This is a genomic window from Photorhabdus akhurstii (assembly GCF_019090985.1).
Taxonomy (GTDB): domain Bacteria; phylum Pseudomonadota; class Gammaproteobacteria; order Enterobacterales; family Enterobacteriaceae; genus Photorhabdus; species Photorhabdus akhurstii.
This window is the reverse complement of the sequence record NZ_CP020335.1, coordinates 285,610-309,854: the sequence shown is the minus strand read 5'-3', so window position 1 is coordinate 309,854 and position 24,245 is coordinate 285,610. Positions and strand designations below refer to the sequence as shown.

Sequence of the window (24,245 nt, the reverse complement as noted above, 5' to 3'; positions counted from 1 at the left end):
GTTTACCTGGAATTATCTTGTCAATTCCCGTTCAGGTAAGAAAAACTTTATTGGCGGCGGAGATATATCATGACCAAAAATAGTTATTCTGAACAGTCAACACCTTTAAATCGGTACCAACGCTGGGTTATCACATGTCTTGTCATCGGGATTTGTTTGCCTCTATTGGATGCAACAATTATTGGTGTTGCCATTCCATCTCTGACAATTAGTCTTTCCACTTCAGTTGCGCAGTTACAATGGGTTTCAACCCTGTATACCTTGAGCGCGACAGTCACAGTGACACTTTGCGCCTGGGCGACACGCCGAGTGGGGGCCAAGAACCTTTGGTTAACCGGTCTGATCGTCTTTACGTTAGGTTCGTTACTTTGCGGCTTTTCCTCTCAAATTGATTTTCTTTTAGTCAGTAGAATTATACAAGGCATAGGTGCCGGTATTCTGATGCCCGTGATGCAAACCGTATTGGTTAACGCAGTTAGCAAGCAAAATTTAAAAGGGGCTATGGCAACTATTGCTGTGCCTACAGTTATTGCGCCTATCGCTGGGCCTATTGTTGCAGGCTATTTATTGCATATCGGTGATTGGCGTTTAATCTTCTTTATCAATGTACCCATTGGGATAGCAGCCATTGCGCTCAGCGCCGTGTGTATCACCCAAAATGATAAATCGGAATCTATACGTTTTGATCTCATGGGATTTTTACTGCTAACACCATCGCTATTGTTCATGATTTACAGTCTGTCATTGCTGACGAAAGCAGATACAATGAACACCCTCCATTGGTTAATTATGGTTGGAATCTTACTTGCAAGCCTCATATTCATTTTGCTTTTTGTCCGCCATACACAAAATAAATCCTCTAATGTTTTAATTCAACTTGCACCGTTTAAAATAAAGTCTTTTACCGCATCCATTTGGTTATTACTTCTTTCAAGTATTAGTTTTTATGGCGGCCTTTTTGCTTTACCCATTATGTTTATACATGGCTTCCAACAAAGTGAATTACTTGCCAGCATTTGGATAGGTGCTCACGGAGTCGGCGCGCTTCTTTCACGCTCTTACCTTAAATCATTAAGCGAACGTTTTGGTGTCAGTAATACCGCTCTGATTGGAACAATAATGGCTATATTCGGCACAGTGCCGCTATTTCTGCACAATATCCCATCTCATCCAGAAATCATCGTGGTAACAATGCTGCTTAGAGGAGCCGGTATAGGTTTACTTACATTATTAGCGATGTCTCACGCTTACCATGAGTTACCTGCCACTCAAGTTCCAGATGCAAGTGTAATTACCAGAATTGGAACCTTATTTGGCGCATCACTGGGTACGGCAACTGTCGCTGTGCTTTACAGCATTGGTCCAGGTCATGAGAATTTTTTCCTAATTTTACTTGGGCTGCTGTTTATTACTTTCTGTTGTACAATTCCAGCACTCAAACTACGGCATTAATCCCAATATTATACGGGTACATAATTCTGTGCCCGTTTTTCAGACAAATTACCTAGTACATTAACACCTCCACCTTTATCAGCATAAAAACAGCCTCATCAAAAGAGAGAAATTTCTTTAATTCCGTTATAAAATTATTAGCAGTAAATACACCATGACAGTTATTAATTAAACATACATTATAAGAACAATGAATAAGGGAATAATCTTCTCTTTGTATAACCTTACCAAAAGAAAAACCATCTACAATAGCAACCTTTTTCATTCTATACCCTATTTGTCTTTTTTATCTTACTCACACCAAGAATAATTAATAAAGAAACTATAACCGAAGCTGAAATCAAACTTTCAACAGAAAACGCTATACGCGAATCAAGATATTGAAAAATCGTCGTAAATACAGGTAGTAGCAGAAATAACAAAGAGACATGAAGAGGGGTAATGGCATTAATTGTCTTTAATACCAGATAGATTGGAAGTAAATGTCCAACGATAACAAGAATCGACATCGGAAGAATCATATCGATATCTAAACTAAGAGAAACACTGGATACTGAAACATAAAAAAATGAAAGTACTACCATTAAAATACTTCTAACAGACAATATCTCATACGTTTGCCATTTCTCCTTGAATAATTTCTTAGAAAAAATAGTGTATAATACTGTTCCTATGGCGCCAAATATCACACTCACAATACCAATAATCCTGTCCTGAATTGAGGTTGATGAAAACCCACTATTTCCTAAAAATGAATTTACCAGCATCACACCTACCCCAATGAGAACTAACCAGGATATGACAACTTCCAATTTTTCTGTTTTTGCCTCGTCTTTATCGATAAAAGATGAGAGGAGGATAGTGATTGCAGGGCCGCAAGCCACTGAAGCAACACCTACTATTGCAGGCTCAAGAAAGCGTAGCGCAATGATTAATCCTCCCCAATTTAATAAAATTGAGACATTAATAATCACCACCAATAAAACATTTTTGCGGATCTTTTCAATTAATTGATCAATCCCTTTGAAAATGCTTATCATCATAAATAATAAAGTAGATGATGTGAAACAATAGAATATGACAATAGCTGAGTTTATCGATTGTGTTAAATACGCAACAAACACATCAAATGCTGCACTGATAAGACAAAAAATAACCCCATATACTACACCACTATGTGAAGACATATATCACCTATTATTCTCTTATTCCAAAAAGTAAATTTCCGACATTGGATTCCTTTTGTTATTGCGGATTCATCTTTAATCTCACCTGCCTCAATATTTCCTGTCGAACAGTCAATCAATGTCATGTTTGGCCGTATCTTAACTTCTTTTTCTAACGTATTAACGATATGCAAAAATATCCTATCTTTATGTCTACTGATAGAATTTTGATATTCACACTTTGAAAATACTCGATTGCCGTTTATTCTAAACTTATTAATTTCAAGTAAAACTGTGTTACCTATATCATTTAATTCCACATTTACATTCCATTTGATGTTCATAGAAGATAATATTCATACACCATTCTTATGTTTTTTCAATCAAGTCATTTAATGAATGAGAGATATTTCTCAGATGGATAAATTAAATATCACGGATAGTAATTAAATGTTATTTTTTACTATGATATTATTAGTATATACGTAATTTTTCTACAGGATTACTGACACAAGATATTAAATAAAACTCAAGTTAAATAGCATAATTTATATATGGATTTTTTAATTTATCAATAAAAGCCGATAAATTTACTAGCGAAAAATAGTTATATCTTCTTGCCATTATTCTAGCCATATAAACAGAATATCTGTCAATATACTCAAATAAAGTCGCCACATGACTAATATGGCGAAGCATGTTGACATAAAGTTAAAAATACAGCATTAGGTGTTGTTATCTGAACAACCTCCTTATTAAAGAATGCTATCTTGTCTCCAAGGATGACGATGCATTTTTGTACTAGATTTTCGTCTCACTTTCTCAACAGCAACCTGAATCGGTAAAAACTCATTTAACATCAATTTGTTGATCGATTCGAAATGGGGTTTATCTAACTCTGACTTTCGATAATTTTTGACATTTTTACGAGATTAAGTTAGATCAAATTTCTGTATAAATATCTTAATGGAGATGTAATGAACCTATATAAAAATTAAAAAATTCATACCAGGATTATGCGGGATTACATTAAAAAAATGGAAAGTCAATGGAAATGTTATCTACTGAAAAAAAATTCTTAAAAGAAACGAACAATCAGATATTACCACTCCATTCAACATTGCTGCACAAGAATTCACCATCATTTATTGTCCAAGGTGAAACCCCTCGTTGTGGCCAAATTATTCAAAAAGGCGACCACGCGCTAATAGGGATAAGCCCCTTTAACTCGCGTTTTTCAAAGGACTATGTAGTGGACCTTATTCAGTGGTCAAGTCATTACTTCCAGCAAGTCGACATATTGCTACCTTGTGAACGTGAAGCTTCACGCCTTTTAGTCGCTGGTGGAACTGAGAATGCTAAGGCAATCAAGAAAACACAACGAGAAATTAGACGTCATTTATGTAACCTTGATTATGCGATGTCCATAGCAATGCTAAAAAGTAAGCAAATCAGAGTCATTCAATTTAGTGACTTCGCACTAAACCATGACTATCAATCTCTTAAAACACAAGTTGAAAACGCGTTTAATGAATCAGAATCTTTTAAAAAAATTTGTATTGATATGTCCTTTCAAGCCATAAAAGGGCGACTAAAAGGTACCGGGCAATACTTTGGTCTAATTGACCTACAATTAGTATATAAAGCGTTACCATATATTTTCGCTGAAATTCCCTTCTACCTCGATACCCCTCGATTACTTGGGGTAAAATATTCTACGTTACTTTATCATCGTCCTTGGCCAATCGGAAAAGGGTTGTTTAACGGTAGTTATCCTATACAAGTAGGAGATAAACAAAGTTACGGAATCGTTACTCAATTATAAAATCCAAACAGTCTGATGAAATAGTAATTGTATTTAAAGTTAATAAGCTCTTAGTACCAAATATCTTTAGAAAGGAAGCGCAATAATGGCTAAATTAAGTTCTTTTAGTATTCACGAACCAACATTCATAAAAAATCCTTATGATTTTTACGACATCTTGCATAAACAAGATTTAGTTTATTTTGAACAATCCCAAAACAGCTATTTTATCGGCAAATATGAGGATGTTGACGCTATTTTAAAATCCTCAATTTTCAATACTAAGCCATTAACTGCACTTGCCGAACCGGTTATGGGGGATCGCGTTCTTGCTCAAATGGAAGGTGAAGAGCATGCGTGTAAACGAAAACTCATAATGCAAGGACTTTCAAAAGATTATTTTAATCGCTACTACGAACCCATGATTCGAAAGATTACTGAAGATCTCTTACAACCTTATATGGAAAAAGGAAATATAGATATTGTTAATGACTTTGGCCGCGACTATGCCGTATTAGTAACATTAGGTATTCTCGGACTGCCAAGTGATAACTATCGTGATATAGCTGAATGGCACAAGGGTATCGCCAGTTTTATTACCCAGTTTGACCAAACAGAACCAGAAAAAATGCACAGTCTTGAATGTAGTCAGAAATTAATTCGCCTACTAAACCCTATAATAGATCAGAGACGGCGTAATCCTAGCGGGGACATTATATCTATATTCTGTCAAGATACAGGGATGTCCATGAGTGAAATTACAGCACTGTGTTTAAACATTCTATTAGCTGCGATAGAACCTGCTGACAAGATATTAGCAATGATGCTTAATCACTTAATATCTAATCCCAGTATGCTTGATGCAGTGCTCAAAGATCGCAGTCTGGTTCGAGATGCATTTGAAGAAACTTTACGTCTGACATCACCTGTACAACTAATTCCAAGAGAAGCGAGTGAAGACGTCACTATTTCTGGTATCGATATACCTAAAGGCGCTGTAATATTTTGTATGATTGGCGCAGCTAATCGCGATCCATCGGTTTTTCACAAACCAAATGAATTTGATCTATATCGAAGAAAAAATACAACTTCTCAACAGAAAGCAAATCGAAAAAGACATTTAGCTTTTGGAGCAGGTACTCATGCCTGTGCTGCGGCTGCGTTTTCACTCAGTCAGTTGGAAGTCTCATCCAATATTATTTTGGATCGCCTGCACAATTTACGTTTTGCTGATAACTATCATTATCAAGAAACAGGAGTGTATACACGAGGACCTTCTAAACTCCTTTTGAGTTTTGATCCAAAAATATCTTCCATTCCAAAACATGGTAGCCTGATCTGAAAATGACTATGGGAACGATGGAATAAGAACATAAAGTTCATACTGTGGTGTAACAAGGAACACTGTCACCTATATGGGACAGCGACATAATGGTGAGTATGTGGCAATTCTAGAAAAACATCAGACTTGTGTGAAATAGTTCAGAATATCCATCTGAAATACTGTTTAAAGGGATGCCAGAAGTGGGTATCCCTTTTAAAATAGGGTGTATGAATTCAGACCTTTATCTGGCCGGTTATCCACTCTAGTTTCGGTGCTTGTCAGATTATGCAAGTCAATGCACTAAACGGTTGTAACTTTTAGAGTAAACATAAAAAAGACAAAAAGCCTTACAGCAATCACTGTAAGGCTTCTCTATTTCTTCAAGCCTGCGGCTTATTTGACAGCCCCAAACTCTAAATTGGTCGGCGAGAGAGGATTCGAACCTCCGACCCACTGGTCCCAAACCAGTTGCGCTACCAAGCTGCGCTACTCGCCGAAAACGAGCCGAATCTTACTGCGCTCGCTACAGGCCGTCAATACCTTTTTGATAATCATGGGTTAGTTGCTGATAAAAACAGCGTGAACGTCGCTATGCCGCACTTTCATACAGTTTTTATAAAAAATTTTATCTGTAGAGGAAAAACTACGGTTCCGGCGACTGTTTTCACTACCGCCGAAACCGATTATTCCAGATTACTATTGCAGTAACGAAATATCAGCAACTCTCAGGAACAGGTCACGCAATTCACTTAACAGGGTTAAGCGATTTACTCGCACCTGTAAGTCTTCATCCATCACCATCACGTTGTCAAAGAAAGCATCGACAACTTCACGCAAAGATGCCAACTCAACCAGTGCTTCCCGGTAGCATCCTTGAGCAAATAAAGGCGCCAGCTTATCCTGCAAAGCCACCAGATGTGTTGCCAGTTTCACCTCTTCCGGCGCTTTCAACGCAGAAACATCTACCTTCTCGTTCAATGTCTCTTCTGATTTCGCCAGAATGTTAGAAACACGCTTATTCGCTGCGGCTAACGCTGCGGCTTCATCCAGTGTACGGAAGTGAGTCACTGCTTTAACACGAGCATCGAAATCAGCAGGTTGTGTTGGACGACGCGCCAGCACTGCTTGAATGGTATCAATGCTGTAGCCCTGCTCCTGATACCAGGCGCGGAAACGGCCAAGCATAAACTCAACCACATCATCAGTAACCTTGGCATTTGTCAGCTTGTCGCCATACAAACGAACCGCTTCTTCCGTCAATGTCTGCAAATCCAGCGGCAGTTTTTTCTCAACGATAATACGCAGAGCGCCCAACGCAGCACGACGCAACGCAAACGGATCTTTATCACCTTTCGGATGCTGACCAATGCCAAAAATACCCGCCAGAGTATCCATTTTGTCAGCGATCGCTAACGCACAAGAAACGCCGGTAGAAGGCAGTTCATCTCCGGCAAAACGCGGTTGATACTGTTCATTCAATGCCAGAGCAACATCCTCTGCTTCACCATCATGACGGGCGTAATGCATCCCCATCACACCTTGTGTATCGGTGAACTCAAATACCATGTTGGTCATCAAGTCACATTTGGACAGCAAACCAGCACGGGTAGCATGATTCACATCAGCGCCGATCTTCTCTGCAATCCAACCAGCCAACGCCTGAATACGATCTGTTTTATCACGCAAAGTACCAAGTTGTTTCTGGAACAAAACCGTCTCCAGACGAGGTAGATTATCTTCCAGACGCTGTTTACGATCCGTCTTAAAGAAGAATTCAGCGTCAGCTAAGCGTGGGCGGACTACCTTTTCATTACCGTCAATGATTTGCTGTGGATCAGAAGAGTCAATGTTGGCGACAAAGATAAAGTTTGCCATCAGCTTGCCGGCATTGTCGTAAACCGGGAAGTATTTTTGGTCGCCTTTCATGGTGTAAACCAACGCTTCTGACGGCACGGCAAGGAATTTCTCTTCAAATTTCGCTGTCAGCACAACCGGCCATTCAACTAGTGAAGTGACTTCTTCCAGCAAGCTGTCACTGATGTCAGCAATACCGCCCAACTTAATCGCGGCTTGTTCTACATCCTGCTTAATGAGTGCTTTACGGATTGTATAATCTGCCATCACTTTACCGCGTTGCTGCAAAATCGCGGGATACTGTTCTGCATTATCAATCGTAAATTCAGAGTCACCCATAAAGCGGTGGCCACGAATGACACGCGCGGATTTAATACCCAGAATTTCGCCTTCAATCAGTTCATCGCCAAACAACATGGTAACGGTATGAACTGGACGAACAAACTGAGTCTCTTTATCGCTCCAACGCATCAGTTTAGGAATTGGCAACTTACTCAGCGCGTGATTGACCATACCCGACAATAGCTCTGTTGCACGGCGGCCTTTTACCAGCGCGCGATACAATAGCCATTCGCCTTTATCTGTCACTAAACGTTCAGCCTGAGCCGCCGTGATACCACAACCGCGAGCCCAACCTTCTGCCGCTTTTGTCGGTTTACCCTCAGCATCAAATGCTTGAGCAATCGCCGGACCGCGTTTTTCTACTTCACGATCAGCTTGCGCCTCATCCAGATTAGCAACTTTCAGCGCCAGACGGCGCGGCGTTGCAAACCAGCTTACTTCACCATACGCCAAATTCGCGTTATCCAACTCTGCCGCAAAATTAGCAGCAAATGATTCAGCCAATGAACGAAGAGCCTTCGGCGGCAACTCTTCTGTGCCGATTTCCACCAGGAAAGTCTGTTGAGTCATGACAGCCTCTTAGTTCTGATTCTTGTTACACATAGGGAAGCCTAGCGCCTCACGGGAGGCATAATAAGCTTCGGCAACAGCTTTGGTCAGGGTGCGGATACGCAGGATATAACGCTGACGTTCAGTCACCGAGATAGCTTTACGGGCATCCAGCAAGTTGAATGTATGACCCGCTTTGAGAATACGTTCATAAGCTGGCAACGGTAGCGGCGTTTCTAACGCCAGCAGGTCCTGAGCCTCTTTTTCATATTGCTCGAAGCAGGTAAACAGAAAATCGATATCAGCATGCTCAAAGTTATAGGTGGATTGTTCTACTTCATTTTGGTGATAAATATCGCCATAAGTGGTTTTACCCAGCGGACCATCACACCAAACCAGATCATAAACGCTGTCTACGCCTTGGATATACATTGCCAGACGCTCAAGACCGTAAGTGATCTCACCAGTGACAGGCTTACACTCAAGGCCGCCTACCTGTTGGAAGTAAGTAAACTGAGTCACTTCCATCCCGTTAAGCCACACTTCCCAGCCTAATCCCCAAGCGCCTAACGTTGGGTTTTCCCAGTTATCTTCAACAAAACGGATGTCATGAACTGTTGGGTCTAATCCTAGTTCCTTTAGAGAACCTAGATATAACTCCTGAATATTGTCCGGGGATGGTTTAATAATGACCTGAAACTGATAGTAATGTTGTAAACGGTTAGGGTTTTCACCATAACGGCCATCCGTCGGACGACGGGAAGGTTGCACATAAGCCGCGGCAATTGGCTCCGGGCCAAGTGCACGCAGGCAAGTTATTGGATGAGAAGTACCCGCACCGACTTCCATGTCCAGTGGTTGGACAATGGTACAGCCCTGGCGCGCCCAATAATCCTGTAATGTCAGGATCAGCCCCTGAAAGGTCTTGGTATCAAACTTTTGCATGTTAGATCCGCACGCGATACATATGAATTTGAAAGGAAGTTGGTCAGTATACCCTTTGACCTTAAGATATACAGCCCTGAATTCGCTCTTAATTTCACCTTGAAATAAAAAAATCTTAATCGAGTTATTTTACTTGTATATTTATACAGTTAAGGTACTGTCAATTATCAACCACTCATATTGGAAATCTCAACTATGGAATTAACACGCTGCCATTGGGTTACTTCTGACCCGGAATATTTGGCTTACCATGACAATGAATGGGGAAAACCGCTAAAAGATAGCCAAAAGTTGTTTGAAATGATCTGCCTGGAAGGGCAGCAATCTGGGCTGTCATGGCTAACTATTCTGAAAAAACGTGAAGGTTATCGTAAATGCTTTCACCAATTTGATCCGGTAAAAATTGCTGTCATGAATGAAAACGATGTAGAACGGCTGATGCTTGATCCCTCGATTGTCCGTAACCGCGCCAAAATTAACGCGATTATCAGCAATGCGCGAGCCTATCTTAAGATGCAGCAACAAGGAGAAGAATTCAGCGCTTTTATCTGGCGCTTCGTTGATAACAAATCCATTATTAATCAGTGGGAAACCATTACAGAGGTACCGGTAAAAACAGAGATTTCAGAGGCGTTATCGCAAGCGCTGAAAAAGAGAGGATTCAAATTCATCGGCAGCACCACCTGCTACGCATTCATGCAAGCTACCGGTTTGGTCAATGACCATATAATAAACTGTTTATGTAGAAAATAAATTCAGTGAATTACTATCGCACTTAAGATTAAAATGAATAATAAAGCTGGATATTAACCAAACATTCAGTTCTTTATTTTAAATGCTAAATTAAACGCAATATTAAATAACTAATAGTCATAATTTTCCAGATTGCACCCCAATAGTGCGCGGAGTATGGTGTTATGTCTCTTAATCCCAATAACACACCGACAACGAACGCGGCTATGATTTTTTCTCAATTTGGTAACAAGTTCACACAAGATGCAGGCATCACCCGCCTGATGAATGACCTTAATCAAGGGTTGAGGACGCCCGGAGCAATTATGCTAGGCGGCGGCAACCCGGCGCACATTCCAGAAATGGATGACTATTTTCAGCAACTACTGACAGAGATGGTCGCCAACGGCCAACTCACTGACACGCTATGCAACTATGATGGGCCTCAAGGAAAGGATACATTGATTCAAGCATTGGCAGAGATGTTGCGCGAAAAATTGGGTTGGGAGATTGGCACACAAAATATTGCCCTGACCAATGGCAGCCAAAGTGCATTCTTCTATCTATTTAATCTGCTGGCTGGGCGCGGAGAAGATGGCACTGTCCGCAAGGTACTGTTTCCACTAGCGCCGGAATATATTGGTTATTCTGACTCAGGGCTGGACGAAGGCTTATTTGTTGCCAATAAACCCAATATTGAGTTATTGCCAGAAGGCCAATTCAAATATCATGTTGATTTTGACCATCTAAATATTACCGAAGATATTGGCCTGATCTGTGTTTCTCGCCCAACCAACCCAACGGGTAACGTCATCACTGATGAAGAGTTACAACGGCTAGATTGTCTGGCTCAACAACACCAGATTCCATTACTCATTGATAATGCTTATGGCGTGCCATTCCCAGGTATTATTTTTAGCGAAGCTACGCCATTGTGGAATCCCAATATTATTCTGTGCATGAGTTTATCCAAATTAGGGTTGCCGGGTTCACGCTGCGGAATCATTATCGCTAACGAGAAAATCATCAATGCCGTCAGTAATATGAATGGCATCATCAGCCTTGCGCCGGGCGGTGTGGGCCCTGCAATGGCATTGGAAATGATCCGACGCAATGACTTGCTTCGTTTGTCACAGGAAGTTATCCGCCCGTTCTATCAACAACGGGTTCAGGACGTGATCCAAATTATCCGTCGTTATTTGCCGGCAGAACTTTGCCTTATCCATAAACCAGAAGGCGCTATTTTTCTGTGGCTTTGGTTTAAAAATTTGCCGATAACCACAGAAATGCTTTATCACAGATTGAAAAAACGTGGTGTGTTAATGGTTCCAGGTCACTATTTCTTCCCCGGACTGGAACAAGATTGGCCGCATACTCATGAATGCATGCGTATGAATTATGTTCCTGATCCGGAAAGTATTGCCAAAGGGATTGCGATTCTGGCGGAAGAAATTAAATTAGCGCATCAGCAAGCCGCCTGAAATCAATATAATCAAATCAATAATGTAATCATCAATCGTAATAAATATAGTAAAAAAGCTCCTGCTCGGAAATGCAGGAGCTAAATGACAACGAGGACTTTACATAATTATTCTCAGAATTTGTAGAATGCTTTGTGCATAAGAAGAGAAAGAAACACTCCTTGCTTGCCTGCTCTCCTTAAGCAACCTCTATTCAATCAGAAATTTCTAAATCCAATGCCCTGAATAGGCGGGTTTTTGTGCGTTTACTGGCAGTCAAAGTAAAAACGCACTTCTATACCCGTTATCTTTCAAGTTGCCTCTTTGTTGGCGATACTCACTCGCCATCGCGATACATCTTGAAATCCATTGGGCATATACTTAAAAAATATTTAAGTTATAGACTATTCAGATCATTATGATGACTTACATTACTTTTTATTAATTAAAATACAGAAAAAAATCCTGTTACATAAAAAATTCACGACTTTTTGATCTCAACACTATGGTCAACGTTGCGTGACGTGATTATAGTGATTGATGTCAAAACCCTTCATTAAGGGATTTGGATAAATTTGGGGAAATAAAGATCACCCAACAAACTTACTCAAGGGCGAACTATTTCAGCGGCTTAGCTATACGAGATCGATAGAACCGATGAAGAGTAATAAACTAATTCTATTTTGCGTCACATTAGGATGGCTGTTAATCAGCGGGTGTACCAGCATCATGACACATTCCGGGCCTAGCCGCGGTTATTATCCCGGCGCTAAAACTGACATTGAAATGTTAAAAGATCAAGATACAGGCTGGGTAATGAAACCACTACTCGCGATCGATCTGCCCTTTTCCGCTCTATTAGATACTCTGTTATTACCTTATGACTATATAAAATCTGACGAAGATCAATCAGCCAGTTCACCAAAAGAGCGAATTGAAAAAATAGAAAAAGCACAACATCAAACCAAAAACAATTAATTGATAATCCGTTCCGGTTTATTTATTGCCACCAGCAGCAAGTGAACTGGCGGCAAATATATTTATTTCAGTCCTGTTTCCACCAGGAAAATTTGCATATAGCCATCAACTTCACGCATAAAGGCAACATGGTGGTTATCCGGTGAAATCACAACGGCATCCGCGGCAGGCGCTTTTTCTGTACGCTCTGTCAGACGCTGCATTTGACCATTGTTGACATCACACAACATCACACTGTTATCACAAATGAAAGCAACATATTGACCGCTTCGATCCCAACTGAAAGCAGATTGAATACCATAATGACTCTGAGTTATCTGACGCGGTTCGCCGCCATTTGGCGATATTGTCCACAGTTGCACAATGCCATTATCATCTTTCATCAGAAAACCAATCTGCCCACCATCCGGTGAAGCCCGCAACCAGTGGCGTGGATTATTCGCTACCCCCGGCCAACGCCTATGATTGGTCAATGTCAGACGACGCTGCATGATATTAGCAGGCGGTGCAGGTAATGTTGTTTCCGTCCCTTGCAGTGGTTTTTCCCCTGCTACGGCATAATCAGCATCCTGTTCAGGTAGATCAACGATATAAACTTCCGGTACTTTTTCCCCTGTCGCAGAAATAGTATCGCCAATAAATGCCAACGCCCAACGCTGCCAATTTCCATCCGCTTTACGATATCCAGCTTGGCCGACCCAACACTCTTCATAGGCACGGTTAATCTCATCACTACCCGGCTCCGGCTGAAAAGTGGTACGACTGACTACAACGGAGAAATAGCTACCATCATATTCACGGGGATGATGTTTAGGTGGCTCAACTGATTTGAAAGGCACAGCCACGGCGATATTGCGTAAATCCAGCGCTGGATCAAGTTCATGCATAACATGATCGTTATAAGTAAAACTCAGACGGCTACTATCCGGGCTGAATACATGAACGTGGCTGCCTCCGCGCAACGCTCCCGGCGTATAAGGAGCAGTAACATCCATCGCATCCAGAGTGACCGCTTTTCCCGGTAAATCTTCGCTGACAATCACCCCTCGTCGGTGATGAAAATCGTAATGCCATTGCTCATCTGGGAATTCAGGCCCATGAATAAACGCATAACGGACAGGTTCCGTTGGGCTGACTGTCACCACGCCAACATGAGCCCCCTCTTTAGCCTGATAGATAATTTCTGTTTTGCCACTGTGTACATGAATTTTTTCTATCGTTAAACCGGTAAAAGAAGCGCCATGAGGACGTACATCATAAGCTAACCACTGGCTGTCTGGCGTCCAGACATTAATATTGGTAAGCTGGTGGCTGCGATTATCAAACGTGATTTGCCGTTCCTGAAAGGCCATTTTATTATCCTTACATCAGGTTTTTTCGGATAAATAATATTAATCCGAAATGGATGGAACTAAAAAATTTCAGTCGAGACTTTACCACTTCGACATTACTCTTACCTTTTTACGTTATGCACATCGAATAACCTATGTTACTAAGTGTTCTTTATATCATTGGTATTACTGCCGAAGCGATGACCGGCGCTTTAGCTGCGGGCCGCCGTAAAATGGACATGTTCGGCGTGATTATTATTGCTTCGGTAACCGCCATTGGCGGCGGCTCCGTTCGGGATATACTTCTGGGGCACTACCCTCTAGGTTGGGTTAAACACCCTGAATATATCGTCACCGTCGCCTGTGCCGCTGTAATAACCACTTGGGTTGCCCCCATGATGAAGCATTTGCGCCGCTTGTTTCTGATCCTTGATGCCATTGGCTTGATTGTTTTCTCCATTCTCGGCGCACAGATTGCACTGGATATGAACTATAGCCCAATCATCGCCTCCATCGCGGCGGTTATCACCGGTGTTTTCGGTGGCGTGTTACGCGATATGCTGTGTAACACCATCCCGTTGGTTTTCCAGAAAGAGATTTATGCCGGTGTCTCTTTTGCCGCCGCTTGGTTATACATCGGGTTACAGCATACGCCATTACCGCAGGATGGCATTGTACTGATTACCTTAATCGCAGGTTTGACAGCAAGATTGGTTGCTATTCGCTATCGCCTTGGATTACCTGTTTTTAATTATGAACATTCTGATCACTGAGCTATAGCTATACCTACGGGGTTAACCACAGCCCCGTTTTCCCGATCAAACCCCTTGATACCAGCCACTGACAGTTTCTCTGCAATCGTTTTAATCTGCGTGTCATTGACAAAATCAGACAACTTTTTCAATTGCCCGCTAGTGAATTGCTGTTTTAACTGTGATCCGGCTAATTTCTGCTCCAGTTGCCGCCAGTGATCAACATCGTCAGACAACTTATCCATATAAGGCACTCCAATCCCTTTCATCCAATAGGAAAAAGGCTGATTTTTTGCCTTGCTGAATTGTGAATAAATAGCCTGTGCTCGTTTATCTCCAATTCCCGGTAAGGCCGCAATTTGTTGAACTGAAAGCGCCAACCAACCGGTTAAATCAGTGACTAATTTCTGTTCGGCCAACATTGCCCAGCTACCGCTACTGACGCCTGTCATTTGCAAACTTTCACCAAGCCATTTCAGTCGCGCATTAAACTGTTGTTCGCAACCCGCCGTTAATGTCAGGCAACTCAGCACATGATAACGCTGCTTATCTGGCGGCTGAATATTCTGACGCTCTTTAATCCTCCACACCACTTGAGCTAATTTCGGGATACCATGACCGGCCAGCGTGAGAGTCACCTGATCCCCCGGCAACACATCCAACTGTTGCCAACGACGGACTGAGCCAATATTGACTCGGCTGACTTGTCGGTCATCCAATTTCACCTTATCCAGCCCAAGCACAACTGAGATTTTGCCCGTTCTGCCAATAGTAAAACTCACTTCCCTGACTTGTGTTACCTGATGGCGTAAAGGGTGTTTCCATGCCACAGCCCAACTGTTAGATCCAGACCGCCATTGATTCCCTTTAGGTTCAATTTCCTGTTTCAGCACGATACCGTCTGTGGCAAAAGGCATGGATTGTTCAAAATAATGCATCCGTAGTTTCTGTACCTGTTCTGGCCTCTCTATTTTATGGCTGTAGCGCAGCGCTAATGGAAAACCCATACTTGCCAACTTCTGTAATTTACTTTCCATATCAACAGGACCATCCGGCCAGCTCCAGATAAACACACCGACTTGCTTTAATTCCGGCGAATGCTCCTTACGCATCATTAAACCGGCAACACGATTACGAGCGCCATCACTGCCAGAATATTGCTGTATATGCCCGTCCTTATGCAGAAAAAGCTCCCCTTGTAATACCATATAAGGCGGTACCATATAAGGCGGTGCATTTTCTATCTCTTGGGGAATATCGGGAATCTGTCGGCTTTTTGCTGTCCAGTTTACCCCTTCGGCACCATTGCCCCGGCTGATCAATGAAACCAGTTTCCCGTTCTGATAAACCAGTGTTACCGCCACGCCATCAATCTTTGGCTGTAACCAAACAGGTAATCTGCCGTGCAACCATCGGTTAATTTCCCGTTCGTCTTTCAGTTTACTTAATCCGGTATGAGCAACCGGATGAACCAGCTTATTATCCGCAACAACTTCTACCGGAAAGTTCGAATCAGGTGATTGTTTCAAACAAAGCTGCCAATGAATTAGCTCCGACATTAATTGATCATAAACTTCATCATCAATCTCGCTGATCCCTTTCTGACGATAAAGTTGATCCCATTGAGCCATTTGTTGCATCAGACTTTTTGTTTCACGTTGTAATTTTTCCTGCGACCATGCCGGGCAATCTTTCTCTATATTCAATGTCTCAGCCGCAACTATCGGTGTACTGAAAACAATAAACAGAATCAATATCAATAAATTAAGCATCCGTTGCTCCCTGGCTATCCATGCATAACGGCAAAATAGAGGATAAAGAGATGCTGTCCAAGGCAAAGATAATAATTTTGCGAAGCGGTTCGAAGGAATAACTTCCTGAAATCCCAAGATAACGAACTTTTTCATATACTGCACAAAACCGATAATTATGGTGAGAACCTGACTCATTTAACTATTTATTGCATTGCAATTAATAATTAACCCGAATTCTGCTTAAGCCGTCATTGAGAAATCTTCTTCTGAGTAGAAAACTTTCAGTGATGGCTTCTTCAATTTAAGGCAGTAAGCAATCAATCCACCTAAAACGCACAACATAAAACCTTTTATACTTCGGTGGCGGGAATGCTCTATTTGAGAAATAGTTTTTAATTGCCCATTAATCGTTTCAATGATAAAACGCTTTGATAACATTATCTTATCCCACTCGGCTTGCAGGTGAGCTTTCATATTTCGGCGCTTTTGGGTGATGAAAGTGAGCCCCGCTTTAGCTAAATCGTCAGCCAATTCCTGACTGAGATAACCTTTATCGCCGTACAGAGAACCCGTTAATTCTGTTGTTAATTCGCGAACAGGTTCGCGATCATCTACATTACCGACAGTGACTTTAAGCGCCAAAATTTCCCCCTGATGATTGACAACCAGGTGTAATTTGAAACCGTAAAACCACCCCATTGAATTTTTTCCGCGCCTGGCTATCCCCGCAAAGACCTTATGTCGAGGAATGCGAATGTTATGGCAGACACTCAAACGGGTGGAATCAATAAAAGCAATGTCTGTGGGTTTTCCTTTTAATTGCGTCAGATAGCTGCACAGAGGCACCAAAACGGAAGGGGCCACACTGACAAAACGGGGATAGCTGAGTAAGGTGGGAAAATCGTTGTGGTGATATTTCCAAATATGTTCTAAATAAAAATGTTTAAAATCCCGGTAATGCGACCGATGAAAAAAGATCAAAATGGTCATGATTTCACTGGGAGACATGTGACCTTGTCGGCGGCGTAAACGATGCCCGCTATCGAGACAAAATTGTTCCCATTGAGGGATGAAAAAACGGCAAAAATCATCAACATCACAGAAAATTTCAACTAAGTTGTCCATAGCCTGTTCCCCCTCGGAGCTGTTTTTGGGTCTGCACCAAAACTTTGCTCCTGGAACAGGCTTCTCGTCAATTTCTTATCCAGAATTCGAGCTAATTAATACTCTATTACGCATGCGGCATGCCGCTGGCCTAACGCAAAACCAAGTTGCACAACGTATGGGAACAAAAGAAGCGAATATTTCCAGGCTTGAAAAAGGAAATGGAAACCCAACATTTAAGACATTATTGAACTACGCCAAAGCTTGCAATTGTGAACTACATTTTGGCTTCAAAACAATTTAATCCAAACGATAAAAAAAGCATCTTCGGGTATTTTTCATATTTATTTTCTCTTATAACAGCCAACTATATCCGCATTTTTCAGTAATGGATTATGCGGACTGAGTTCTCGTGCTATATCATCGGGATTTACTACAGGAACCTTGCCAGTTAGATGACGTCGAACCAGTGTCGATTTGCCAGCTCCATTAGGTCCTGCAATAACCCATAGCTGAGGCCGATGCGTCACTCTTCCAAAACCTCAACTATCTCCTCGGTACCACTCATAAAACTAGCCAGTTCCCTACGGCCGCCTGGATATTCTTTAATAACCATCCCTGCTGGAGTGTCAAACTCCGCATAATAAATTGGTTCACCTGCATTGAGGTGAGCACGTGCCTCTGAACCATCGTCATTTGCCAGTTGAGCATCAAAGATAGCTATAAAAGCGCACTCTTGCGCCGGTGACATCTCATCTAAATTTTGCAGTTCAAGCCTCATCGCTGTAGCCCCTGTAATTTGCGCCACAAACGTATGGCAGAATAAAATTAACTTAATGATATTAAGGCAATAATTGTTGATAAATTATACACCATAGAATGCAGTGTAAATTCCATTCTTACCCAAGACAACTCTTTTCTGATACATCCATGTGACTACATCAATAAATTAAGCATCCGTCGCTCCCAAGCTATCCATGTAATAACGGCAGCATAGAGGATAAAAAAAGACTGTCCAAGGCAAAGATAATAACTTTGCGAAGCAGTTCGAAGAATAACTTCCTGAAACCCCAAGGCAACGGAATTTTTTATATACTACACAAAACAGATAATTATGGTGAGAACTTGGCTCATTTAACTATTTATTGCATTGCAATTAATAATTAATTGCATATGCTACTCTAAGTACTTGCATATACATAACTCAGGAGAACATTTATGGTCACAGAAACAATCGATCATCCCACACTAAATCGCCTGGTTGAAGCTGGCGCTGTTAACTCGGTACATGTGGTAGGTCATAACGACGGATGGGCTCTGATGGTGAAATATGGCACGGTGGAGCGTCCTTTGGTTGCCCAGCGCAGCCGTCAAGTACGCCTGTTCAAACGGCTGGAAACCCTTGTCACCTATCTTAAAGACGTCGGCATCGCACAGTTCAATGTAGACGCAGCCAATTATAATCTGGATACACCAACGAAAATTGCCCGCCCAGACCGTGCAGAAGCTCTGAAACGGACACATAAGGCAGCTGCTTATGACGCATGGTTCCGTAAGCAAGTTCAGGCAGCTATCGATGATCCCCACCCCAGCATTCCCCATGAGGAAGTTAAAGCGCGGTTTGCAGCCAAAAAAGCGGCCCTACGTAAGGAGATATAATGGAGTTGGAATGGAAGCCAATGGCTCTGGCTGATCGTGAGGCTATTATGGAGTATATCGCGCTGGATAATCCGCTAGCTGCAATTGAACTAGATAATGGATTTGAATTGACGTCAGAAACTGCCTGCCAACACCCCAATATGTATAAACCCGGTAGGGTAAAAGGGACACGAGAGGCTGTCGTTCATCCCCATTACGTTATTATCTACCAAGTTCAGGGAAACCTTTTACAGATACTCAGAGTGTTACATACTGCCCAGCAATGGCCTTAGTTATTTACGACGATAGAATTTTTCTTGCGTTATTTCTAATACATTAATCTAGCTACGAGTAGGTGATTGAATGATCATAGCGCCTGAATATATCACCATGTAAAAAATACCGGCTCAATCAGGACAATTATTCTCTGTATCTGATATCTCAGCCGCAACTATCGGTGTACTGAAAACAATGAACAGAATCAATATCAATAAATTAAGCATCCGCTGCTCCTTGGCTATCCATGCATAACAACAAAATAGAGGATAAAGAGATGCTGTCCAAGGCAGAAATAATAACTTTGCGAAGCGGTTCGAAGGAATAACTGCCTGAAATCCCAAGGTAACGGACTTTTTTATATACTGTATAGAGCGGATATTATGGTGAAAAGCTGATGCATTTAATATTTAGTTCAGGGTTGCCATAACAACCCCCACCCCTGTGGTTTTCATCGAAAACAGAGGTTTGACAACTCACAAACTTATCATATAGGATAAGTCTTAGGACAATATTGAATATGAACTGGAACGTTGAACTCTACGATGGTGTCGAGGATGCGATCCTCAATATGCCACCCAGAATTCAAGCTCGTATGCTGAAACTACTTGAACTCATTGAAGAATATGGCGCTAATCTTGGAGAGCCACACACTAAGTCAATGGGAAAAGGTCTATTCGAGATTCGAGCCAAAGCGCAAGAAGGTATTGGACGCAGATTGTTTTGTTACCTACAAGGCCCAAATATCATCGTCCTTCATGCGTTTATTAAGAAAAACCAGAAGATATTTAAAAAGGATCTTGATCTCGCTTATAAACGAATGAAAGAGGTTACAAAATGAATAGTTTAAAGTCGCTAAAATCCAAAGCATTATCTAACCCAGATGTAAAAGCTGAGTATGATGCGCTAAAACCAGAATTCGAGCTAATTAATACTCTATTACGCATGCGGCATGCTGCTGGTTTAACTCAAAACCAAGTTGCCCAGCGTATGGGAACAAAAGAAGCGAATATTTCCAGGCTTGAAAAAGGAAATGGAAACCCAACACTTAAGACATTATTGAACTACGCCAAAGCTTGCAATTGTGAACTACATTTTGGCTTCAAAACAACTTAATCCAAACGACATAGAAAAGCATCTTCGGGTGTTTTTCATATTTGTTTTCTCTTGTAACAGTCAGCTACATCCGCATTTTTCAACGATAGATAATGATCAGGGCTACATCTCGTTGACCGATATGGTCAAGAACTTTGGGGACGAGAGTATCCTCTATAATTGGCTGCGTAACCGAAATACTATTGAGTTTCTGGGGATATGGGAGCAGCTCTACAATTCAGCCAATTTTAAACCTGTCGAATTCGAGAGGTTTAAAAGCCAGGCGGGTTTGAACAGTTTTCACTACTCAGATGCGTTCCCTGATTGGTCAGCCAGGTGTCAAACAGTTGGCAGGGAGATCACAACAATTACCTGATCCCTCATCAACACAGTAAAGGGATTGAAACTCAAAAGAAAACGGGCAACCGATCGTTAAGCCCTTAGAATTAGATATTAAGGCTCACGGCGAATATAATTAGTTAATCCATTAAGTGAACCATTAACCAATAGCTGAGACAAATAGAATAACTCAGCCTATCGAGTATTCATTTTAAATCTTAGTGCACTCTTCCTCTGTCATCACCAATATCAACTTTAAAATAAATATCAAAAGAAAATAACTTTACGGAATAGTTTTAAAAAAAAACATTACCCCAAAAATAACAAGCTTTTTATAAGTTATATAGAATAGACATTACAACAAAAACATTAATAATTCTTCATTTTCTGTTTTTCGATTAATTATTAATAAATTAATTTACGTGTTCATATATTATTAATAACCATAATAATATATATTTCCTTCAAATTTCCCCAATCAAACTTCAAAATTTTAATTTTTATCACTTATTGGTAGAAAAAATTGAAACTGGATTAAAAAAATAGACTTGTCATTAGGTATTAATTATTTTTCCTATTATATTTAAATAATAGACAACGTTCTTCACATCAGTAGAAATTCAGCTTAACCCACAAGGGATAGGTTTTATGACATAGACTCCCTGTGGGTAAAAGGTAAATTCGATATAACCTTCATTAGGAGAGTAATATGAATCAAAATAACGATTTCTTACCCAACATAGATATCGGCGGTAATCCTATAAAGCAATATTGGCAACCAAGCAGGGGTAATCACGCTGATAATGATACTTCTATCGCCTCTACCAGAGATGCAACCGCCATGTTATTGCCAAATGGCAGAGTGAGCACCTGGGGAAATGGTTATGCTACCCCTGCCCCGCCAGAAATTATTCAATTACAGGATATTACTAGCCTAAGTGCAACAGATAGCGCCTTCGCAGCCCTTAGAGCAAACCGTAACGTAGTCTCCTGGGGAGATAAAGATTCAGGTGGGCAATATCCGACAGGAACTAGTTACTTAATTGATATTGTCAGCCTAAGTGCAACAGATAGCGCCTTCGCAGCCCTTAGGACAGACCGTAGCGTGTTCGCCTGGGGAGATCAAAATTCAGGTGGGAAGCTTCCAGAAGAAATTACTAAATTACAGGATATTGTCAGCTTAAGTGCAACAGACAAAGCATTTGTTGCCCTACGGGCAGATGGCAGCGTGGTCGCCTGGGGAGATCAGAATTTGGGCGGACTGATCCCACCAGAAATTGCCCAATTACAGGATATCGTCAGCCTAAAAGCAGCAAGTTATTACACCTTCATAGCCTTGCGGGCAAACCGCAGCGTGGTCGTCTGGGGAGGTGGACATTCTGTACCTGCTGAGATTGCAAAGTGTCAGGATATTGTCAGCCTAAGTACAACAAATGGCGCCCTCGCCGCCCTGCGAGCAGATCGAAGCGTGGTCACCTGGGGCAATGAAAACTCTGGCGGCCAAGTCACACCAGAAATTGCAAAACTACAGGATATTATTAGCTTAAGCGCAACAAGTGGTGCTTTCGCCGCCCTGCGAGCAGACCGCAGTGTAGTCGCCTGGGGTGATCCGAACTCTGGTGGTCTAATTCCATCCGAAATTGCCGAATTAAAGGATATTGTCAGCCTATATCCAGGTACAAGCCCAGATGTATTAAGAGGCTCATTCACCGCCCTACGGGCAAACCGCAGCGTGGTCTCTTGGGGTAGTATCAGCGTTCCATCTGAGATCGCCAGCTTAAGGGATATTGTCAGCCTGAGTCCCGCAGGTAATAATGCTTTCGCGGCATTGCGGGCAAACGGTAGCGTGGTTGCTTGGGGCAGCCGAAGCTTGAATGTCCAGGTTCCACCCGGAATAGCTCGATTAAATGATATTGTCAGTTTGAGTTCAACAGCACGTTCATTCGCAGTCTTACGGGCGAATGGACAAAGATTAGCTTGGGATATTGATAGTCATATAGTGCATAATGAATATGATTATTAACCTATTGAATACTTTTTTATTATTGTAAAACACGAAAACCAAGGCTGAGCTATAATACCCCGGCTTAGCCTATTGCTTATTCTATTTAAGATATCAACTTACCTGCTTCCTGTTATCACCAATCTCAATTTTCAAATAAATATCAAAATGAAATAACTCCACCAAACAGTTTAGAAAACAAATACCAAAAACCCCAAAAAACAACCAACACCTTCATAAACAGAACAGAACGAATATTACGACACCCACCCGGGCAATTTTTACTCTTTTTTTTACAATTAATACTTAGTAGATTAAGTTACATATTCACGTATTAATTAGAATAGCCATAAAGATGTACATTTCCTCTGAATTCCGTCGTTCAAGCCTCATAATTTTAACCTTCATCACTTATCGATAAAAAATAATCCAAAACCAACTACCAAAAAATCAATTTAGTATTAATCTATAGTTATTAGCCGATAACCTCTCTCTATTATCTTACTCATCAAAGAATGGCTAGTATTAAATCAGCTTAACCCACAAAGGATAGGTTTTATGGCATAGATTCCCTTGTGGGTAATGCAGGTAAAAAGGTCAATCCGATATCACCACCATTAGGAGAATAATATGAATCAAAATAACGATCCCTCACCAAACATGGATACTGGCGGTAATCCTACAAAACAATATTGGCAACCAAGCAGGAATAGTCACGCTGATAATAATATGCCTATCGCTTCTACCAGAGGGGCAACCGCCATGTTATTGCCAAATGGCAGGGTAATCGCTTGGGGAAATGACCCCAGTAGTCAAATCCCACCCGACATTGCCCAATTACGGGATATCGTTAGCCTAAGCGCGACAGATGATGCTTTCGCGGCTCTGCGGAAAAACCGCAGCGTCGTCGCTTGGGGAAACGAAGGTAACGGCGGTCAACTCCCGCCAGAAATTGCTCAATTACAAGATATCGTCAGTCTGTACACAACATCGAAGGCTTTCGCGGCCCTACGGGCAGATCGCAGTGTCGTCGTCTGGGGAGGTAATGATATCAAAACCCCACCCGACATTGCCGCATTGCAAGATATTGTCAGTATCAGCGCAACAGAAACCGCATTTGCCGCCCTACGGGTAAACGGTAGCGTCGTTGCCTGGGGATATGGCAATTATCAAGGCAATCAAGTCCCACTCGGGATAGCTCAGTTACAAGATATCGTTAGCCTAAATGCATCAAGAAACTCATTTACCGTACTGCGGGCCGATGGTCAGAGAGTTGGCTGGGGTTCAGCTAATGATAATAAATTACATTATGAATACGACTATTAATTAATCCATTAAGCAGAGGTTT

At 41.5% G+C, this 24,245-nt stretch carries 24 protein-coding genes, 1 tRNA gene and 1 pseudogene; 15 read left to right on the top strand and 11 right to left on the bottom strand.

The window, feature by feature from the left end; genetic code table 11:
* The first annotated feature begins 69 nt into the window (after nucleotides 1-69).
* Nucleotides 70-1,452, top strand: a complete 1,383-nt coding sequence (locus B0X70_RS01355; RefSeq protein ID WP_217470706.1) for a DHA2 family efflux MFS transporter permease subunit — start codon at nucleotides 70-72, stop codon at nucleotides 1,450-1,452.
* Between the two features lie 52 nt (nucleotides 1,453-1,504).
* On the opposite strand, the gene B0X70_RS01350 is transcribed toward B0X70_RS01355, so the two are convergent.
* The 3 genes and pseudogenes from B0X70_RS01350 to B0X70_RS25700 form a co-directional block, all read right to left on the bottom strand.
* Complete coding sequence (locus B0X70_RS01350) at nucleotides 1,505-1,717, bottom strand: hypothetical protein (RefSeq protein ID WP_105397624.1); 213 nt, start codon at nucleotides 1,715-1,717, stop codon at nucleotides 1,505-1,507.
* A 1-nt stretch (nucleotide 1,718) separates the two neighbouring features.
* Nucleotides 1,719-2,639: an EamA family transporter gene (locus tag B0X70_RS01345; protein ID WP_217470705.1), complete on the bottom strand. Its 921-nt coding sequence runs from the start codon at nucleotides 2,637-2,639 to the stop codon at nucleotides 1,719-1,721.
* A 95-nt stretch (nucleotides 2,640-2,734) separates the two neighbouring features.
* A pseudogene (locus B0X70_RS25700) lies at nucleotides 2,735-2,938 on the bottom strand (cysteine synthase family protein); the annotation flags it as partial.
* A gap of 728 nt (nucleotides 2,939-3,666) precedes the next feature.
* On the opposite strand from B0X70_RS25700, the gene B0X70_RS01340 reads away from it, so the two are divergent.
* Both B0X70_RS01340 and B0X70_RS01335 read left to right on the top strand, forming a co-directional pair.
* On the top strand, nucleotides 3,667-4,443 hold the full coding sequence (locus tag B0X70_RS01340) for a tRNA-dependent cyclodipeptide synthase (RefSeq protein ID WP_246593411.1): 777 nt from the start codon (nucleotides 3,667-3,669) through the stop codon (nucleotides 4,441-4,443).
* A gap of 85 nt (nucleotides 4,444-4,528) precedes the next feature.
* Entirely contained in the window at nucleotides 4,529-5,764 is a 1,236-nt protein-coding gene (locus B0X70_RS01335) for a cytochrome P450, cyclodipeptide synthase-associated (protein WP_036814311.1), read from the top strand.
* Nucleotides 5,765-6,165: 401 nt separating this feature from the next.
* On the opposite strand, the gene B0X70_RS01330 is transcribed toward B0X70_RS01335, so the two are convergent.
* From B0X70_RS01330 to glyQ, 3 genes are all read right to left on the bottom strand, one after another.
* Nucleotides 6,166-6,242, bottom strand: a tRNA-Pro gene (locus B0X70_RS01330).
* 200 nt (nucleotides 6,243-6,442) lie between these two features.
* Nucleotides 6,443-8,512 (bottom strand): glycine--tRNA ligase subunit beta, encoded by a 2,070-nt coding sequence (gene glyS / locus B0X70_RS01325; RefSeq protein WP_217470704.1) that lies wholly within the window; start codon nucleotides 8,510-8,512, stop codon nucleotides 6,443-6,445.
* Between the two features lie 9 nt (nucleotides 8,513-8,521).
* Nucleotides 8,522-9,436, bottom strand: coding sequence for a glycine--tRNA ligase subunit alpha (glyQ, locus tag B0X70_RS01320; protein WP_036814305.1), 915 nt, complete (start codon nucleotides 9,434-9,436; stop codon nucleotides 8,522-8,524).
* 195 nt (nucleotides 9,437-9,631) lie between these two features.
* On the opposite strand from glyQ, the gene B0X70_RS01315 reads away from it, so the two are divergent.
* The 3 genes from B0X70_RS01315 to B0X70_RS01305 all read left to right on the top strand — a co-directional run bounded on the left by B0X70_RS01315 (nucleotide 9,632) and on the right by B0X70_RS01305 (nucleotide 12,606).
* Nucleotides 9,632-10,189: a DNA-3-methyladenine glycosylase I gene (locus tag B0X70_RS01315; RefSeq protein ID WP_110087121.1), complete on the top strand. Its 558-nt coding sequence runs from the start codon at nucleotides 9,632-9,634 to the stop codon at nucleotides 10,187-10,189.
* Between the two features lie 206 nt (nucleotides 10,190-10,395).
* The gene (locus tag B0X70_RS01310) at nucleotides 10,396-11,649 is read left to right on the top strand and encodes a valine--pyruvate transaminase (protein ID WP_036814394.1); all 1,254 of its coding nucleotides are present in this window, start codon (nucleotides 10,396-10,398) and stop codon (nucleotides 11,647-11,649) included.
* A gap of 636 nt (nucleotides 11,650-12,285) precedes the next feature.
* Nucleotides 12,286-12,606 (top strand): YceK/YidQ family lipoprotein, encoded by a 321-nt coding sequence (locus tag B0X70_RS01305; protein WP_036779848.1) that lies wholly within the window; start codon nucleotides 12,286-12,288, stop codon nucleotides 12,604-12,606.
* 62 nt (nucleotides 12,607-12,668) lie between these two features.
* On the opposite strand, the gene B0X70_RS01300 is transcribed toward B0X70_RS01305, so the two are convergent.
* Nucleotides 12,669-13,958 (bottom strand): YidR family protein, encoded by a 1,290-nt coding sequence (locus B0X70_RS01300; RefSeq protein WP_217470703.1) that lies wholly within the window; start codon nucleotides 13,956-13,958, stop codon nucleotides 12,669-12,671.
* Between the two features lie 134 nt (nucleotides 13,959-14,092).
* On the opposite strand from B0X70_RS01300, the gene B0X70_RS01295 reads away from it, so the two are divergent.
* Entirely contained in the window at nucleotides 14,093-14,710 is a 618-nt protein-coding gene (locus tag B0X70_RS01295) for a trimeric intracellular cation channel family protein (RefSeq protein WP_036779852.1), read from the top strand.
* Here B0X70_RS01295 and ligB read toward each other — a convergent pair.
* Together ligB and B0X70_RS01285 are read right to left on the bottom strand one after the other, a co-directional pair.
* Nucleotides 14,704-16,596, bottom strand: a complete 1,893-nt coding sequence (gene ligB, locus B0X70_RS01290; protein ID WP_246593410.1) for an NAD-dependent DNA ligase LigB — start codon at nucleotides 16,594-16,596, stop codon at nucleotides 14,704-14,706. The genes B0X70_RS01295 and ligB overlap by 7 nt on opposite strands.
* 87 nt (nucleotides 16,597-16,683) lie before the next feature.
* Nucleotides 16,684-17,568, bottom strand: coding sequence for an IS982 family transposase (locus tag B0X70_RS01285; protein ID WP_217470702.1), 885 nt, complete (start codon nucleotides 17,566-17,568; stop codon nucleotides 16,684-16,686).
* Nucleotides 17,569-17,593: 25 nt separating this feature from the next.
* Between B0X70_RS01285 and B0X70_RS01280 the strand changes: the two genes are divergently transcribed.
* On the top strand, nucleotides 17,594-17,851 hold the full coding sequence (locus tag B0X70_RS01280; RefSeq protein ID WP_246593409.1) for a type II toxin-antitoxin system RelB family anti-toxin: 258 nt from the start codon (nucleotides 17,594-17,596) through the stop codon (nucleotides 17,849-17,851).
* A gap of 40 nt (nucleotides 17,852-17,891) precedes the next feature.
* On the opposite strand, the gene B0X70_RS26065 is transcribed toward B0X70_RS01280, so the two are convergent.
* Both B0X70_RS26065 and B0X70_RS01275 read right to left on the bottom strand, forming a co-directional pair.
* Nucleotides 17,892-18,077 carry an AAA family ATPase gene (locus B0X70_RS26065; protein WP_236548324.1) on the bottom strand — a complete coding sequence of 62 codons (186 nt, stop codon included), beginning with the start codon at nucleotides 18,075-18,077 and terminating at the stop codon, nucleotides 17,892-17,894.
* The gene (locus B0X70_RS01275; RefSeq protein ID WP_046397878.1) at nucleotides 18,074-18,328 is read right to left on the bottom strand and encodes a hypothetical protein; all 255 of its coding nucleotides are present in this window, start codon (nucleotides 18,326-18,328) and stop codon (nucleotides 18,074-18,076) included. Before B0X70_RS01275 ends, B0X70_RS26065 begins: the two co-directional genes overlap by 4 nt.
* A gap of 437 nt (nucleotides 18,329-18,765) precedes the next feature.
* Between B0X70_RS01275 and relB the strand changes: the two genes are divergently transcribed.
* From relB to B0X70_RS01240, 7 genes are all read left to right on the top strand, one after another.
* The gene (gene relB, locus B0X70_RS01270; RefSeq protein ID WP_046397879.1) at nucleotides 18,766-19,206 is read left to right on the top strand and encodes a type II toxin-antitoxin system RelB family antitoxin; all 441 of its coding nucleotides are present in this window, start codon (nucleotides 18,766-18,768) and stop codon (nucleotides 19,204-19,206) included.
* Nucleotides 19,206-19,478 (top strand): type II toxin-antitoxin system RelE/ParE family toxin, encoded by a 273-nt coding sequence (locus B0X70_RS01265; RefSeq protein WP_046397880.1) that lies wholly within the window; start codon nucleotides 19,206-19,208, stop codon nucleotides 19,476-19,478. Before relB ends, B0X70_RS01265 begins: the two co-directional genes overlap by 1 nt.
* Nucleotides 19,479-19,981: 503 nt before the next feature.
* A complete protein-coding gene (locus tag B0X70_RS01260; RefSeq protein WP_217470701.1) occupies nucleotides 19,982-20,302 on the top strand; it encodes a type II toxin-antitoxin system RelE/ParE family toxin in 321 nt (106 codons plus the stop codon).
* Nucleotides 20,299-20,577: a type II toxin-antitoxin system RelB family anti-toxin gene (locus tag B0X70_RS01255; RefSeq protein ID WP_217470700.1), complete on the top strand. Its 279-nt coding sequence runs from the start codon at nucleotides 20,299-20,301 to the stop codon at nucleotides 20,575-20,577. The genes B0X70_RS01260 and B0X70_RS01255 overlap by 4 nt, the downstream gene beginning before the upstream one ends.
* The gene (locus tag B0X70_RS01250) at nucleotides 20,546-20,932 is read left to right on the top strand and encodes a KilA-N domain-containing protein (protein ID WP_336246303.1); all 387 of its coding nucleotides are present in this window, start codon (nucleotides 20,546-20,548) and stop codon (nucleotides 20,930-20,932) included. Before B0X70_RS01255 ends, B0X70_RS01250 begins: the two co-directional genes overlap by 32 nt.
* A 672-nt stretch (nucleotides 20,933-21,604) precedes the next feature.
* The gene (locus B0X70_RS01245; RefSeq protein WP_217470699.1) at nucleotides 21,605-22,918 is read left to right on the top strand and encodes an RCC1 domain-containing protein; all 1,314 of its coding nucleotides are present in this window, start codon (nucleotides 21,605-21,607) and stop codon (nucleotides 22,916-22,918) included.
* A gap of 609 nt (nucleotides 22,919-23,527) precedes the next feature.
* Nucleotides 23,528-24,223 (top strand): RCC1 domain-containing protein, encoded by a 696-nt coding sequence (locus tag B0X70_RS01240; protein ID WP_217470698.1) that lies wholly within the window; start codon nucleotides 23,528-23,530, stop codon nucleotides 24,221-24,223.
* The last annotated feature ends 22 nt before the right edge of the window (nucleotides 24,224-24,245 follow it).